The 14528-nt window shown below is 66.7% G+C and carries 15 protein-coding genes; 10 read left to right on the plus strand and 5 right to left on the minus strand.

Translation table 11 applies throughout. The features are described from left to right. Positions 1 to 32 precede the first annotated feature (32 nt). The 3 genes from AWX74_RS37150 to AWX74_RS37160 all read left to right on the plus strand — a co-directional run bounded on the left by AWX74_RS37150 (position 33) and on the right by AWX74_RS37160 (position 2247). Positions 33 to 1313, plus strand: coding sequence for a cytochrome P450 (locus AWX74_RS37150; protein ID WP_091286589.1), 1281 nt, complete (start codon positions 33 to 35; stop codon positions 1311 to 1313). Next, positions 1310 to 1504: a ferredoxin gene (locus tag AWX74_RS37155; RefSeq protein ID WP_091286591.1), complete on the plus strand. Its 195-nt coding sequence runs from the start codon at positions 1310 to 1312 to the stop codon at positions 1502 to 1504. Before AWX74_RS37150 ends, AWX74_RS37155 begins: the two co-directional genes overlap by 4 nt. A 194-nt stretch (positions 1505 to 1698) precedes the next feature. Further along, on the plus strand, positions 1699 to 2247 hold the full coding sequence (locus AWX74_RS37160; RefSeq protein ID WP_091286592.1) for a hypothetical protein: 549 nt from the start codon (positions 1699 to 1701) through the stop codon (positions 2245 to 2247). 169 nt (positions 2248 to 2416) lie between these two features. Here AWX74_RS37160 and AWX74_RS37165 read toward each other — a convergent pair whose 3' ends face one another. Then, positions 2417 to 3196, minus strand: a complete 780-nt coding sequence (locus AWX74_RS37165; protein ID WP_091286626.1) for a TetR/AcrR family transcriptional regulator — start codon at positions 3194 to 3196, stop codon at positions 2417 to 2419. A gap of 78 nt (positions 3197 to 3274) precedes the next feature. On the opposite strand from AWX74_RS37165, the gene AWX74_RS37170 reads away from it, so the two are divergent. Beyond that, positions 3275 to 3682 carry a VOC family protein gene (locus tag AWX74_RS37170; RefSeq protein ID WP_091286594.1) on the plus strand — a complete coding sequence of 136 codons (408 nt, stop codon included), beginning with the start codon at positions 3275 to 3277 and terminating at the stop codon, positions 3680 to 3682. A 31-nt stretch (positions 3683 to 3713) separates the two neighbouring features. On the opposite strand, the gene AWX74_RS37175 is transcribed toward AWX74_RS37170, so the two are convergent. The 3 genes from AWX74_RS37175 to AWX74_RS37185 form a co-directional block, all read right to left on the minus strand. Continuing rightward, on the minus strand, positions 3714 to 4331 hold the full coding sequence (locus AWX74_RS37175) for a TetR/AcrR family transcriptional regulator (RefSeq protein ID WP_091286596.1): 618 nt from the start codon (positions 4329 to 4331) through the stop codon (positions 3714 to 3716). 328 nt (positions 4332 to 4659) lie between these two features. Continuing rightward, entirely contained in the window at positions 4660 to 5289 is a 630-nt protein-coding gene (locus AWX74_RS37180) for a TetR/AcrR family transcriptional regulator (RefSeq protein ID WP_091286630.1), read from the minus strand. A 395-nt stretch (positions 5290 to 5684) separates the two neighbouring features. Beyond that, positions 5685 to 7250: an ABC transporter substrate-binding protein gene (locus AWX74_RS37185; protein WP_091286598.1), complete on the minus strand. Its 1566-nt coding sequence runs from the start codon at positions 7248 to 7250 to the stop codon at positions 5685 to 5687. Positions 7251 to 8063: 813 nt separating this feature from the next. Between AWX74_RS37185 and AWX74_RS37190 the strand changes: the two genes are divergently transcribed. After that, positions 8064 to 8918 carry an SDR family NAD(P)-dependent oxidoreductase gene (locus AWX74_RS37190; protein ID WP_091286600.1) on the plus strand — a complete coding sequence of 285 codons (855 nt, stop codon included), beginning with the start codon at positions 8064 to 8066 and terminating at the stop codon, positions 8916 to 8918. 45 nt (positions 8919 to 8963) lie between these two features. Here AWX74_RS37190 and AWX74_RS37195 read toward each other — a convergent pair whose 3' ends face one another. Further along, positions 8964 to 9923 (minus strand): LysR family transcriptional regulator, encoded by a 960-nt coding sequence (locus tag AWX74_RS37195; protein WP_091286602.1) that lies wholly within the window; start codon positions 9921 to 9923, stop codon positions 8964 to 8966. A 162-nt stretch (positions 9924 to 10085) separates the two neighbouring features. Between AWX74_RS37195 and AWX74_RS37200 the strand changes: the two genes are divergently transcribed. From AWX74_RS37200 to AWX74_RS37220, 5 genes are all read left to right on the plus strand, one after another. Further along, positions 10086 to 10958: an SDR family NAD(P)-dependent oxidoreductase gene (locus AWX74_RS37200; protein WP_091286603.1), complete on the plus strand. Its 873-nt coding sequence runs from the start codon at positions 10086 to 10088 to the stop codon at positions 10956 to 10958. A 174-nt stretch (positions 10959 to 11132) separates the two neighbouring features. Beyond that, the gene (locus AWX74_RS37205) at positions 11133 to 11906 is read left to right on the plus strand and encodes an SDR family NAD(P)-dependent oxidoreductase (RefSeq protein ID WP_091286605.1); all 774 of its coding nucleotides are present in this window, start codon (positions 11133 to 11135) and stop codon (positions 11904 to 11906) included. Between the two features lie 59 nt (positions 11907 to 11965). Further along, positions 11966 to 13114, plus strand: a complete 1149-nt coding sequence (locus tag AWX74_RS37210; RefSeq protein ID WP_091286608.1) for a sulfotransferase family protein — start codon at positions 11966 to 11968, stop codon at positions 13112 to 13114. A gap of 102 nt (positions 13115 to 13216) precedes the next feature. Continuing rightward, a complete protein-coding gene (cysD, locus tag AWX74_RS37215) occupies positions 13217 to 14119 on the plus strand; it encodes a sulfate adenylyltransferase subunit CysD (RefSeq protein ID WP_091286611.1) in 903 nt (300 codons plus the stop codon). Next, positions 14119 to 14528 (plus strand): GTP-binding protein (locus AWX74_RS37220; RefSeq protein WP_242666590.1); only part of this gene is annotated, 410 nt, incomplete at its 3' end. The genes cysD and AWX74_RS37220, both read left to right, overlap by 1 nt.

Consider the following 14528-nt stretch of genomic DNA (forward strand, 5'->3'; position numbering starts at 1 on the left):
ACGGTACGGCGAACGCGAGAGGAACAGGTTTCATGGATATCGACTCCGTCGACTTCTTCACCGACAACAGCCTTCTGCACGATCCGTACAGCTATCTCGCCGACCTGCGCAGGGAGTGCCCGGTCCGCCGGGAAAAACATCATGACGTGGTCATGATCACCGGATACGACGAAGCGCTGGCGGTGTACAACGACACCGAACGGTTCTCGTCCTGCCTTTCCGTCACCGGCCCTTTCCCCGGTTTTCCGGTTCCCCTCGAAGGCGGAGACGTCCCGGCGCTGATCGCCGAGCACCGTGACCGGCTGCCGATGAGCGACCAGCTGCCCACGCTGGACCCGCCTACCCACACAGCGCACCGTGCGCTGCTCTCAAAAATGATCACTCCTCGCCGCCTCAAGGAGAACGAGGAGTTCATGTGGCGGCTAGCCGACCGTCAGCTCGACGAGGCGCTGACCGGCGGGCGTTGCGAGTTCAACCGCGCCTTCGCCTCCCCGTTCGCCATGCTCGTCATCGCCGACCTGCTCGGCGTCCCGGCGGAGGACCAGTCGGAGTTCGTCGCGAGACTCAACCGGCCGCACGGCGGAACACTCGGCAGCACCGGCGACGACCCGATGAGCCAGTCGCCGCTCGAATTCCTCTACGAGAAGTTCACCGGCTACATCGAGGAGCGCCGCCGCCATCCGCGTGCCGACGTCCTGACCGGTGTCGCCTCGGCCACCTTTCCCGACGGAAGCACACCGGAGGTGCTCGACGCGGTCTGCGTCACCGCCAACCTCTTTGCCGCCGGCCAGGAGACAACCGTCCGCCTGCTCAGTACCGCGGTGATGATGCTCGGCGAGAACCCCGAACTGCAGGCGCGACTACGGGCCGACCGCAATCTGATCCCGGGCTTCGTCGAGGAAGCCCTTCGGTACGAGAGTCCCATCCGGGGCGACTTCCGCCTGGCGAAGGTCCCGGTCGAGGTCGGTGGTGTGGCGCTGCCGGCCGGCACCATCGTCTTCCTGGCCAACGCCGCGGCGAACCGCGACCCGGGCAGGTTCCCCGAACCCGACACGTTCGACATCGAGCGTGCCAACGCCCGCAGCCACGTCGCCTTCGGCCGCGGCGTCCACAGCTGCCCCGGGGCTCCGCTCGCCCGCGCCGAGGCGCTGGTCAGCCTCGAGAGGCTGTTCGACCGCACGGCCGACATCTGGATCGACGAGGACCAACACGGCCCCGCCGGGCAGCGCCGCTACACCTACCTGCCCACCTTCATCCTGCGTGGGATCACAAAACTCCACATCCGCTACACCCCGGCCGACGGTGGAGCGTGATCGCGTCTGTCGACCCGGAGCGCTGCGCCGGTCACGGCGCCTGTGTCTCGACCTGTCCCGAGGTTTTCACCTTCACCGGCGACGGCTATGCCGAGGTGACCGTCGATCGGATTCCCGACGAGTTGACCGAACTCGTCAGGCGAGCGGCGTCCGAGTGCCCGGAAAGAGCAGTCCTCGTCGAATCCTCCTAACCCGTTGCGGACGAGTGCGGCGCCGGCCAGGCCGGACCTTTGTCTCAGCTATTGCACAGCCCCAAAACTAATCATACTGTTGATTAATAACCCGCTCACCCCGTGAGCCTCAGGCCGACAGGCACCCCCACGTATCACAAGGGCCGCTGAGCCGATCACGGCGAGACCAGCGAGAAGCGAAAAGCGAGGGTCAGATGAACCTTGAAGAGAAGATCGCCTTACACCGGCGGATGGCCGACGGCTACCGGGACGCGTATCTCCAGCAGGGAGTGAAAGACGGCGCGACCTACGACGGTTGGAAGTTCGCGACCGACGCCATCTACTCGTCGCCGTACTTCACCGGCGATGACGTCATCAACCTCGGCGAGATCTCCGGTGGCTCGGACGCCTCGCTGATCCTCACCGCCATGGCCGACTCCGCCATCCGGGAGGCCAAGGCCTACTCGGTCACCTTTCCCGACTGGAAGCTGGTCGACTACGCCACCTGGGCCGCCGAGAACGGATATGTCGCGCGCGTCCGGTGGGAAGGCCACACCAGGGCCGGCGTGAAGATGGGCTTCTACTCGACCACCTTCATCGAGACGAACGACGCGGGCGAGATCCGGCACTGGCAGACCTTCGTCAACGACGAGGAGTACGGCCCGTTCCTCGAGGTCGCCATCGGCAAGCGCGGCCCGTTCAAGGGCCACCTGGAATACATGGAGCTCGTCGACAGGCTCCTCAAGGACAACGGCCTCGCGTAGACGTCGGCCGACGCGCGGCCACAGCTGAGCACGCGCGCATTCCCGGCCGCACAAGGCGAAGACGACCTGCCGGATCGGGGTCGGCGGCACCGCGCGACGCCGACCCCGACACCGGTCCGGACCGGTCCGGACCGGCGAGGTGATCAGCGCCGATCCGGGTCGGCGCCGTTCACCCAGGGGCCGGGCCGTCGATGAGAGGTGCCAGGCCGTCGAGGAGGCGGGCGAGACCGAAGCGGTAGGCGTGGTCGGGATCGTGGGCGCTGCCGTGCGCCTGGCCGGCGGCCGTGCCGACGCGGCTCGCGCGCGGGTAGCGCTGTTCGTCCAGCACCCGGGCGAGCAGGGGCCCGACCCGCGCCCACCACCGCGTGTCGTCGCCGTCGGGGCCGGCCGCCGCGCTGGCCGACTCGTGGGCCGCACGGGCGTTGGCCTGGACGAAGGACAGCAGGTAGGTCAGGCAGTCGTCCCGGTCGACGTCCGAGAGGCCCAGGTCGTCGAAGGCGGACAGCTCGTGCTCGTATTTGGCCATCAGGCCCGGCCCCAGTGGAGGACGCAGCGTGCAGACCTGGGCCACCCAGGGATGCGCGGCGAACAGGGCGCGGTTGTCGTCGGCGACGGCGGTGAGCCGCTGCCGCCAGGGCGCGCCAGCGGTGTCCGCGCGCGGCATCCGGGCGTAGGCGGCGTCGAGCATCAGGTCGAGCAGTTCCTCCTTGCCCGGTACGTAGGTGTAGAGCGTCATGGGGACCACGCCCAGGGTTCGGGCGACGGCCCGCATTGTCACCGCGGCGAGGCCTTCCTGGTCGGCGAGATCGGTGGCGGCGCTGACCACGGCGGCGAGGTCCAGTGCCCGGTTCGGCCCGCGACGTGGGGCCGCCGGCGCCTCGCCCCACAGCAGCGCCAGCGTGCGGGCGGGATCGCCGGCGCCCGATCGTTCAGCGGTCACGGTAGCCATCATCGCCCGTTAAACTCTGTACGTTGTACGATGTACTTTGTACAGAGTTAACGGTTGACCACGCTCCGGAGGATCCCCGTGAAGATCACCTCGTCCGCCGTGTCGTTGAACGTCGACGACGTCGACGCCTCTGCCGCCTTCCTCACCAGGCACTTCGGCTTCACGGAGCTGATGTCCGCCGACGGCTTCGCCTCCCTGGGCCGCGCGGACGCCGGCATGAACGTCGTCTACCTACGCCGCGGGCTGCCGACCCTGCCCGCCGACCAGCGCGACGACCACGCGGGCGGGCTGATCCTCGCCTTCGTCGTGGACGACCTGGAGGGCGAGCTCGCCCGGCTTCAGCGCGAGGGCGTGACCATCACGATGCCGCTGACAGCCGAGGAATGGGGGGAGCGCGCCTTCCAGGTCCGCGACCCGAACGGTGTCATCGTCCAGCTGGTCGACTGGAACGGCCCCGGCGCCCGCACCGCCGTCGGGAACCCCTGACGAACCGGCGCGGTCGCCGGACGGGTCAGCGTCAGGTACTCGACGGTGCGGGGACTCCGAGCACCGCGTGCATGGCGCGCAGCGCCCAGGCGGGGGCCAGGTCGTCGCCGTGGAGCTGGCGGGCGGGGTTGACGCCGACGGCCAGCGCTTCCAGGGCGAAGACGACCTGCCCCGGGTCGGTGTCGGCGGCGAGCTCACCCGCTGCCACCGCCGTCTCTATCTCCCTGCGCAGGACGCGGCGCCAGAGCTTCGTGGTCGCGGCGAGCGCGTCGTGCACCGGGCCGGTCCGGCCGTCCCACTCGAACGTCACGGCCGCGATGAAGCAGCCGCCCGGGAAACCCGGGTCGTCCTCGTGGCGTGTCCAGGACTCACAGATCGCGAGCAGGCGGTCGAGGCCTGGCCGTCGGTGGCTGACCGGATCCCACACGCGTACCCGGAAACGGTCGGCGGCGTACTCGAGGGTGGCGAGCTGAAGCTGCTCCTTCGTCCCGAAGTGGCCGATCACGCCCGACTTGCTCATCTCCAGCTCGGCGGCGAGCCGGCCGATCGTGACGCCCTCCATGCCCTCGACCGAGGCGATGTCCGCGGCGCACCGCACGATCGCCGCGCGCGTGTCGAGCGCGGCGGCGACGGAGCGACGGCCTGCCACAACCTCAGCATAGCGACCGTACGTACGCCCGGAATACGAACGTTCGGTCGCTTAACTACATCGCCGATCAGGAGAGGCGGCCCGCGCGGGCATTGTCGGGGCGTCGTCAGGCGTTGTCGGCGGGGTAGCGCACGCCTAGCTGGGCTCGGGCGGCGTCGAGCGTCCGCATGATCGCGACGGTTCCGTCCAGCGGCATGCGATGCCCCAGCGTAAGGCCATGCAAACCCCATTCCCTGAAAAAACGCCGCGGTCGGATGCCACCAGCGCCCCGGCGGTCTGGGAGAGCCCGGCGATCCGGGCGGCGCAGCGCACGACTGGCGCATCGGCGTCAGTCCGGCACCCCGGCACGAGGCCTGGCTTCGGGCTCGGGCTCGATCCGGTCGAGGAACCGCTTGATGATCTCGATAGTGTCGGCGTGCCCCGTGTGGGTGCCGAACGTCTCCTCCAACAGGATCATCCGCGGGATGGCGTTCATCATGAACAGCAGCGCCGCCGGCGTTAGATCCGCGTCGCCCAGGCCGTACCGGGCCCAGGCCCGGGTGACGGCCCGCAGTTGGGCCTGGCGGATCCGCTCACCACCGAGGCCGATCTCGGTGTGGATGGCCTTGCGGTTGTTGGCCAACGCCATGAACTCCAGCAGCAGCACGGCGCCGTCCCTGCTGTTTGCGTACCGCCATACCGCGCGCAGCGGCCGGTCGGAGGCCGCCGCGTCGGCGAGACCACCCAGGAGTGTCTCGGTGTTCCGGCGCAGCAGGCCCAGAAACAGGTCGTCCAGCGTCGGGAAGTAGTACTGGACGAGGCTGGGCGCGACGCCGGCCCGCGCGGCCAGGGCCCGGTAGCTGACCGCCGCGTAGCCCCGCTCGACCATCATCGACTGGGCGGCGTCGAGCAGGGCGCTGCGGGTGGTGGAACTGGCCGACCCGACTCGCCGGGAGGAGGCCGATTGACGTCCTGTCACCTCCACGTAGTCTTACAGACGATCGCCGGATCTATGACCCCAGCACACCCATCGGCGACACTTGGTGTCTTCGGCCTGGGCAACGCCGCACGCGACCTCGCGGTGAATGCAAATGTCTTCCACATGCGCGTCATGCGCGTCGCGGCAGGTCCTCCACGGTGGAAGGCCGGGCTGTGCTGGCTCCGGAAACAGGACAGCCCGGCCAGGGCGAGAGCCCTCCTACCCCAGTCGGTCCTGCGGGCTGCCGCCAGCGGGTCGGTTCAGAAAACGCGGCGCGCCTGACGCACCCACGCCTGACGCACCCACGCCTGATGCAGCCAGGCCGGGGCGCGCACCAGAGCCGCTTGGGATATCCGACTGCGGTGCACCCCCCGGACTACGCTTCCGGGCGATGCCTACTTCTTGATCCACAGTTCTTCCGGCTGCAGTGAACCGGTACCGTACTGCTGGATTCCGCCGACATCCTTACCCGCGATGATCCCAGAGGCGGTCCGCGCCAGGAAGACCACCGGGACCACTTCAGCCAGCCGCTTCTGCACGGTCTCGTAGGCGGCCTTGCGGGCCTCCACGGTAGTGGCAGTACGTCCGGTGTGCAGAGCCTGGCTGAGCTGGGCGTCCTTCACTCCGGACAGGTTGGCCGAGGAGTCCTGGTCGAAGGCGATCAGCAGCCGCGGCTCGGGGTCCTGGAAGAACGCCGAGGAGATGACGGCGTCGAAGTCATAGGTCGTGCGGATCGCGGCGACCTGGGTGAAGTCGATGACCTTCACCTCGGCCTTGACGTTGCGGAAACTGCTGAGCTGGGTCTGCACGTTCTCCGCCATCACTCGCCCCTGGCTGGTGGGGAAGGTCGTGAAGGTGAAGTTCACCGGCTTGCCCTCGGCAGCGAGCTCGTCGAAGAGACGCTGAGCCTTCTCCTTGTCCGCCGTGTGCAGAACAGTATCCGAATAAAACGGGGAGGTGTCGTTGAACAACTTCTCCGGAAGCTCTTTCTCGGTGCCGTTGAAGGCGGCGAGATTGAAGGCGTCAAGATCGATTGCGGCGGAGACGGCCTGCCGGGCACGGACATCGTTGAACGGCGCCCGACGTGCGTTGAGCGTCATGAAGTTGCCGCCGTTGAGCGGAAGCAGGTCGGTAGGCAGGCCGGCCTGGTCGGCCTTGTCGAGGTTGACCCAGTCCGCCTCCACCGCGACGTCGGCGCCACCGCTGACGATCGTGTTGTAGCGCTGGCTGCTGTCAACCGCCGAGCGGATCGTCAGCCGTTCCAGGTACGGCTTGGGCCTGTCCCAGTAGCGGGAGTTCCGCACCAGTCGGATGTCGGCCTGGCGCGTCCAGCTCTCCAACGTGAACGGGCCCGCGCCGATCGGGTGCTCGTCGAAGGACTTCTGTCCCGCGCGCAGGGCGGCCGGCGAGCCGATCCAGTTCAGGGACGAGTTGATGATCGCCTGGGCGTAGGCCGCCACCGGGCTGGTCATCGTGGCCTTGAGCGTGACATCGTCGACGACCTCGATCGAGGCGATCATGGACGCTTCTGCGATGTACGAGGAGCCGACATCCGGGTCCTTGGTCCGGTCCCAGTTGAACTTCACCGCCTCGGCATTGAGCGGTGTGCCGTCCGAGAACACCAGACCCGACTTCAGCTTCAGTGTGAAGGTCCCGCCGCTGTCGGCCGTGTCGAACGACTCGGCCATGGAGAAGACGACCTTGCCGGTATCGTCGGTCGTCATCAGCTCGCCGTACAGGGCATTGCCAAGAACGGCGGTGATCGGGGCGCTGTTCCCGAGGGTCGCCGGGTCCAGGCCGCGCGGGTCACTCAACATCAGGATGCGTCCCTCGCCGCCCTGCACCGGCTCTCCTGATGCACCCGACGAGGACGGGGAGGAGTCATCACCACCGCCACAGGCACCGACGACGAGAGCGAGAGCGAGGACGGCAGCGGCCCCTAATCGCGACTTACAAATCATAGCTCGACCTTTCTTGAACCTCGGTCCAAATCATTCATGAGTGCGGGCTGCGTGCGACCACGCACCCAGGTGAATCTGTGTCCGCAGCGTTCTGAGGCAGAACCCGGCGGGCGGCGGCACCGAACCCGCTCTCCTACCTGGAGGGCGGTGCCGGTTCAGATCGGAGCCACCGCGCGCAAAGCCCGAGCAGACCTGTGATCGTCGTTGGATGGATCGACCGCAGGATTGCGCTGACGGCAAGCGCCTCTAGGACGGAACTTCTCGCCGAGGGGATCGTGTCAATGCGAAGGCTCGGGAGATGCGCCCCGGGCGCTGAGCACGCGGACCGCCAGCCTGGAGGAGTTCTCGCGAGGAAACGCCGCTCCGTGTCTGCAGGCAGATGGCCCGCAGAAGCCCGCCTGTGGGGTGGGCCACAGCGGCGGATCTGGAGATTACCAGGCCAGCTCGGTGTGCGCCATACCCCGCCGACTATCGGCAGACGGTCACCTTGCGGGCGCGCCGGGGACCTCTGCCGATGCTCGGCAGCAGGACGGCGCCTTGGCCGATCGGCTGCCGAGGCGGAGACAGATCCCTTGCTGTCGGCCGGCCCGTGCGTCTACGGTGACATCGGCTTCCCAAGGGTTGGTGGCAAAGGGCCGCCGATGAGCAGGGCCGCGCTTCGGGCCCGCCCGGCGATGCTGGACCGCAAACGCCGAGGCTCACCAATACGAGCTCGGCCGGGCCGTCGACAGTGTCAGCCGATACGTGACATGACTGCGGCGGACGCGTCCGCATCGCATGCTCACAGAGCCTCGACGATGACAGGGAGGATATATGGCCGAGCTTGATGGCTTGGGCTACCGGGATCGGACAGTGGTCGTGACCGGTTGTACGTCCGGTATGGGCCAAGCAGTCGCGGAAATCCTCGGGGAACTCGGCGCCCGCGTGCACGCGGTAGGCCGGCGTGAACCTTCTGTCACGCATGCCGCGTTCTATCCAACCGATCTCGCGGAACCTGAACAGATCGTCTCGACAGCAGAAGTCTTGGGCCAGGTGGGGCCGATCGACTACCTGTTCAACTGCGCCGGAGTGCCGCACATGATCGGAGGGCCGTTGCACTGCATGCTCGTCAACTACATCGGTACGCGGTTCCTCACGGAGCGTCTGTTGGCCTCCCTGGCGGACGGTGCCGGCATCGCCAACGTGGCCTCGAACGCGGGAATGGGCTGGCAGCGGCGGCTCCCGGACATTCTCGACCTGCTCGCGGTGAATGACCCTGTACAAGCTCGGGCATGGTGCGAACAGCACATGGACGTCGTCGCCGACGGATACTCCCTGTCGAAGGAGACCCTGATCGTCTGGACCCTGCGGCAGGCCGTGACGTGGGGTCACGAACGGGGCATACGCGCGACCTGCATCGCCCCTGGACCGACCAGAACCGCGTTCATGGACGAGGCGGTGCGGGATATGGGGCAGGCGTTCTTTGATCGGTTGCCGTACCCGACGCTGGGCCGAATGACTACCCCGCAGGAGCAGGCGTGGCCGATGATCCTGCTCAACAGCCCGCTGAACGTGGCCGGCTCCGGCAACGTCCTCTACACCGACCAGGCGGTGGCGGGCGGGATGCTCACCGGCATGATCGACACCTCGGTGTTCAGACGAGATCCTGTCGAGGAGACAGCCACCTGACGTCGCGGCGAGCGAGAAACCGACCCGCTCCCCCTCGCCGGGCAATCATTGCTGGGGAGGCCCGTCAGACAGTCCGCGGCGCGGAGACAGCTCGGCGGCCCACACTCCGGATCTGACCAGCCCTTCCGCTTCCTCCCGGATGACCTGGCCAACCTTGGTCGCGAAACCCCTGGGCAGTTCGAGATGCGACGTGACGGCGATTCCCAGCTGGTGGGTCAGCGACGGACCACCCAGCGGCGCGTGACGCAACCGTTTCGTCGCGATCTCGGTCGCGCATGCCGACAGCGGCAGGACGCTATGACCGTGACCCGCCCTGACGAGATCCTTCATCACCTCCAGCGAATCCGTCGAGAATCTCGAGATAATTGTCAGTTTGAGGCGTAGCGCAGTGTTTTCAAGACTGTTGCGAATTCCGGACGGGGAGATCGGCAGGACGAGCGGCAAGTTCACCAGTTCGGAGAACTGCACGGCACGATCCGGACGAAGCGAGGATGCCGGTCCTCCCACAACGACGAGGTCCTCGGAGAGGAGATCGTGGTAGAAGAGCCTGCCGTCATGCGCGGGGCTGACGACCGCGATGTCGATCGTCCCCTTCAACATGCCCTGGACGAGTACGTCGGTGCTGGCAACACTCAACGCAAACTCGATCTTGGGGAACGCGGCAGTCAGCCCCTCAAGCATCGGTGTCGCCAGGATGCCCGCTGCAGTCGGTGGCAGGCCGATGTGCAGACTCCGCTCGAGCCGGGCCAGCGGTGAGCCCACGTATCGCATAGCGAGTTCGAGCTGACGCAGCGGCGACGCGGTGGTCACACGCAGACGTTCACCCTCCTCCGTCAGTTGCACACCGCGAGCAGTTCGTCGAAAAAGCGTGACACCAAGATCCTCCTCAAGGAGCCGGATCTGACGGCTCAGCGCCGGCTGGGCGATGCCCAGCTCTGTGGCGGCGCCGCTGATCGAGCCCTCCTCAGCTACCCGCAGGAAGTGCCTGAGGCGCTGGGTGTCCATAGATGACCACGCTACCCCAGCCATACCCATCCTGTATGCCTGGCCGCCGAAATTTGTATTGGTGCGGCGCGACGAGGCGGCCGTAGGATCCTCGAAACAGCCGGCATCAGACACCCAGTTGTTCTGGCGTTTCTTCGCAGTCGAGCCGTGGCAGGAGATCTCATGAGCACGGAAGAGCAGGACTGGACCGAGGTTATGGGGCTGAATCGTCTCCCCACTCACATCATCGAGAAGCGGGTGAGCGATCTTCTCGATCTAAGCGGCCAGAAAGCGATCGTCACTGGCGCCGGGGGGGACGGCCTTGGGCAGGCCGTAGCAAATCGCCTCGCCGGTTCGGGCGCCGATGTCGCTCTCATCGGCCGGACCCTCGAAAAGGTCGAGAGGCGCGCCGCGGAGATCGAGAAACGATGGGGAGTCAACGCGGTTCCGATCCGCGCCGACCTATCGGACTGGGATCAGGTGCACCGCGCTGTGGAGGAAAGCAAGGATGCGCTCGGTGGCCTCGACATTATGATCAACAACCCGGTCATGGCGGTTGGCGGGGCCTTCGAGAACCACACCAAGGCCGAGATCGACCAGACCGTGCTCGGCAGCTTGACCATGATGATGTACGGCGCGCACGCGGCGCTGCAGCACCTGGTTCCCCAGGGATCCGGCCGGATCATCAACATCGGGGCGGTCGGGGGGCGTGTGCAGCAGCCGGGCCTGACCGTCTACTGCGCGTGCAAGGCCGGCGTGATTGGCTTTACCCGGAACCTGGCTCACGAGTTCGCGCCGCGAGGCATTAACGTGCTCGGTGTCGCACCTGGAATCATGATCAAGCCCGACATGAAGAAGATGATATTTGCACCGGAGAACGAGGGGCAGCTCGCAGGCCGTACCTCGATTGCGAACGCGCTGAAAAACCAGGTTCAGCTGGGCCGCGTCTGCCTGCCGGAGGAGGTCGCCAACATGGTCGCCTATCTTGCCTCGGAAGCCGCCGACTACATGTGCGGCCAGACCATCGACGTGGCTGGCGGGCAGTGGATGGGCTGATTACGAAAAACGTTCGACTGCCGGCGTCGCGGAGGATGGTGGGATCCTTCCGTGTTGACGCCGGGGAACATCGACTAATGCGGGCGATTCGAGCCTGCCATGCGCTTTCGAGATAGCCGTGGCAGCCCTCCGTCGCCACGAGATCTCCGTGGTCACAGGTGGTGGAGCAGAAAGATGCGTGGACTGGCGGGAAAGACGTTCATCGTTGCGGGAGGGGCAACCGGGATCGGGGCGGGGGCAGCGAAGAGACTCGGTGAGGAGGGCGCCAACGTCGTCGTCGGTGACATCAACATCGCGGGCGCCGGATCCACCGTCGACAAGATCGTGAATGATGGTGGGCGGGCTGTGGCCACCCACTTCGACCTCGCGGACGAGCTCTCAGCCGAGGCACTCGTCAACACGGCGATCACCCAGTTCGGCGCTGTCCACGGTCTGTTCAACGTCGGCGCGGATCTGTCGCCTCAGAACCTCGGGCGGGACAGGTCGCTGCTCGACACAGATCTCGACGTCTGGCACCGCACTCTGGATGTGAATGTGGTCGGTTTTGTGCGGACCTCCAGGGCAGTGCTGCCGCACCTGCTCGAGAACGGGGGCGGCAGCATCGTCAACACCTCCTCGGGTGCGGCAGTCAGCGCGGGTGACCGCCTGCGTCCCGCCTACGCGGCGTCGAAGTCCGCCGTGAACGCTCTCACCCGGCACATCGCCGGCAATTGGGGCCCCAAGGGTGTCCGCTGCAACGGGGTCATGCCCGGCCTGGTGATGGGTGAGCTACAGGAGAGGCAGCAGGACTTCGCACTTCAGGAGAGGTTCCTGCGGGAGGTCCCCACCACCCGGCTGGGGCGGCCGAGCGACCTGGCGGCAGTCGTGGCGTTCCTGCTTTCCGACGATGCCGAATGGATCAACGGCCAGGTCTGGGCGATTGACGGCGGCGCCAACATGCGTGCCTGATCCAGGCCCCGTTCCCCGGTGCCTCGACGCCGACTGCTCTGCTGAAGGGAGCCACTGCCATGGATGGACACGAAGAACTGCTTGACGCGGCCCGGGATGAGACCGGGCTCGAGGATTTCGGGAACGACTCCTTCCGGGAAGGGCTGGAACTACTCACCCGTTCGCTGCGGGTGGAGGCCCGGCTGAACTCCACCGGCGAGAGCGTTCTCCGTAAGCTCCTCGTCGGGCTGCTTTCCCAGCGCCTGCAGGTCGAGGACTGGTACCGACGTCATCCGGAGATCGAGGATGAGCCAGTTGTCGCGCCGCTGATCGGTCTGGGCCTGCCGCGGACGGGTTCGACGGCGCTGTCGTTCCTGCTCGCGGAGGATCCGCAGGCCCGTTCGCTGCGTACCTGGGAAGCGTCGCGCCCCTGCCCGCCCCCGTCCACTGGGGACGGGCTGGACCTCAGGATCGACGACAGCCGCTCTGAGGTGGCCTTCCGGACCAAGTCCTCCCCCCGGCGTGGTGCACTCGTACCGGCCAGCGCCACCGGTCCGACCGAGTGCCAGAGCCTGATGGCGCTCGACTTCAAGGCACACTTCTTCCAGGCCTTCGCCCACGTCCCGTCCTACTCGAAATGGCTGCTCGACAACGCCGATCTCGCCACGACCTACCAGTACGAGCGCCGAGTTCTGAAGCTGCTGCAGTGGGGATTCCCGGCGGTACCCTGGCGACTCAAGTGCCCCACGCATCTGCTGTTCCTGGAGCAGCTCGACCAGGCTTTTCCCGACGCCCGGTTCGTGATGACCCACCGGGACCCGGCCGAGGTGATGGTCTCGGCAGCCGATCTCTACGCCGCGGTTGCCCGCTCCTACTCCGACGACATCGACCCGCTCTATCTCGGCGCACTCAATGTCGAGCACTGGTCGGTCGGAATGGAACGTGCGCTGTCATTCCGAGAAAAAGGTCGAGACGACAGGTTCTACGACATTGATTTCCGGGCCATGCAGCGGGACCCGATCGGCGAGGTGCGCGGGCTGTACGCGTGGCTGGGCGAACCAGTCACCGATGCGTTCGAGGCCGGAATGGCACGGTGGTGGCGCGAGAACGCGGAGAAGCGAGAGGCCAACGTGCATCCGGACCCGGCCACGTTCGGTATCGACGTCGAGGAGATCCGACCGTTGTTCGCCGAGTACACAGTGCGCGCGGCCCGCTGGACCACCCGCTGAGTGTGATGTCTCCGGCGCGACGCCGATCGGTTGTAGTCGGGCCCGTTCATCACGAGGTAGACCCAGCCCTACGAGGTCCTGGGTGAGAAGGGTAGGGCGGCCATGGGCCGGCTGACACATCTGCAACGCCTGGAAGCAGAAAGCATCCAGATCTTCCGGGAGGCCGTCTCGGAGAGCGAACGGCCGGTCATGCTGTATTCGGTGGGCAAGGACAGCTCGGTCCTGCTGCACCTGGCGATGAAGGCGTTCTACCCGTCCAAGCCGCCGTTCCCACTGCTCCACGTGGACACGACGTGGAAGTTCCAGGAGATGTACAGGTTCCGGGACGAGATCGCCGCCGGTCTGGGGGTGGACCTGATCGTTCACCAGAACCCGGAGGCACTCGCCCGAGGCATCAACCCGTTCGACCACGGTTCCGCCACGCACACCGACGTCTGGAAGACCGAGGGCCTCAAGCAGGCGCTGGACAAGTACGGCTTCGATCTGGCCTTCGGCGGGGCGCGGCGCGACGAGGAGAAGTCACGGGCGAAGGAGCGCGTGTTCTCGATCCGTTCGGCGGCACATCGCTGGGACCCGAAGGCGCAGCGGCCTGAGCTGTGGCATTTGTACAACGCCCGCAGGCAGCAGGGGCAGAGTGTGCGGGTGTTCCCGCTGTCGAACTGGACCGAGCTGGATGTGTGGCAGTACATCTACCGTGAGCAGATCCCGATCGTCCCGCTGTATTTCGCCGCCCAGCGGCCGGTGGTGGAACGTGACGGAGCGCTGATCATGGTGGATGACGACCGGATGCCGCTGGCTTCGGGTGAGGTTCCCGAGCAGCGCAGCGTCCGGTTCCGCACGTTGGGCTGCTACCCGCTCACCGGCGCGGTGGAGAGCAACGCCGCGACCCTGCCGGAGATCATCCAGGAAATGCTGCTGACGACGAGCTCGGAGCGGCAGGGCCGGGTTATCGACCACGACTCCTCCGGGTCGATGGAGAAGAAGAAGCAGGAGGGGTACTTCTGATGGCGCACGCGACCAACGACCTCGTCGCGGCCGACATCGAGGGCTATCTGCGCGCGCACGAGAACAAGTCGATGCTGCGCTTCATCACCTGCGGCAGCGTCGACGACGGCAAGAGCACGCTGATCGGCCGGCTGCTCTACGACTCGAAGCTGGTCTTCTCCGATCATCTCGCCGCGCTGGAAAGCGACTCGAAGAAGGTCGGCACCCAGGGCGACGGGCTCGATTTCGCGCTGCTCGTCGACGGGCTCGCCGCGGAACGCGAACAGGGCATCACGATCGACGTCGCCTACCGGTTCTTCTCCACCGAGCGGCGTAAGTTCATCGTCGCGGACACCCCCGGGCACGAGCAGTACACCCGGAACATGGTGACCGGCGCGTCCACCGCCGACCTCGCCGTGATTCTCGTCGA

The sequence above is a fragment of the Parafrankia irregularis genome (assembly GCF_001536285.1).
GTDB classification, from domain to species: domain Bacteria; phylum Actinomycetota; class Actinomycetes; order Frankiales; family Frankiaceae; genus Parafrankia; species Parafrankia irregularis.

Bases quoted from the DNA above. Each gene is read 5' to 3' on its own strand.
- AWX74_RS37200 (WP_091286603.1), top strand. From the start codon at position 10,086: ATGAGCACGGAAGAGCAGGACTGGACCGAGGTTATGGGGCTGAATCGT.
- AWX74_RS37160 (WP_091286592.1), top strand. From the start codon at position 1,699: ATGAACCTTGAAGAGAAGATCGCCTTACACCGGCGGATGGCCGACGGC.
- AWX74_RS37150 (WP_091286589.1), top strand. From the start codon at position 33: ATGGATATCGACTCCGTCGACTTCTTCACCGACAACAGCCTTCTGCAC.
- AWX74_RS37210 (WP_091286608.1), top strand. From the start codon at position 11,966: ATGGATGGACACGAAGAACTGCTTGACGCGGCCCGGGATGAGACCGGG.
- AWX74_RS37165 (WP_091286626.1), bottom strand. From the start codon at position 3,196: ATGGCTACCGTGACCGCTGAACGATCGGGCGCCGGCGATCCCGCCCGC.
- AWX74_RS37190 (WP_091286600.1), top strand. From the start codon at position 8,064: ATGGCCGAGCTTGATGGCTTGGGCTACCGGGATCGGACAGTGGTCGTG.
- AWX74_RS37185 (WP_091286598.1), bottom strand. From the start codon at position 7,250: ATGATTTGTAAGTCGCGATTAGGGGCCGCTGCCGTCCTCGCTCTCGCT.
- AWX74_RS37205 (WP_091286605.1), top strand. From the start codon at position 11,133: ATGCGTGGACTGGCGGGAAAGACGTTCATCGTTGCGGGAGGGGCAACC.
- cysD (WP_091286611.1), top strand. From the start codon at position 13,217: ATGGGCCGGCTGACACATCTGCAACGCCTGGAAGCAGAAAGCATCCAG.
- AWX74_RS37195 (WP_091286602.1), bottom strand. From the start codon at position 9,923: ATGGACACCCAGCGCCTCAGGCACTTCCTGCGGGTAGCTGAGGAGGGC.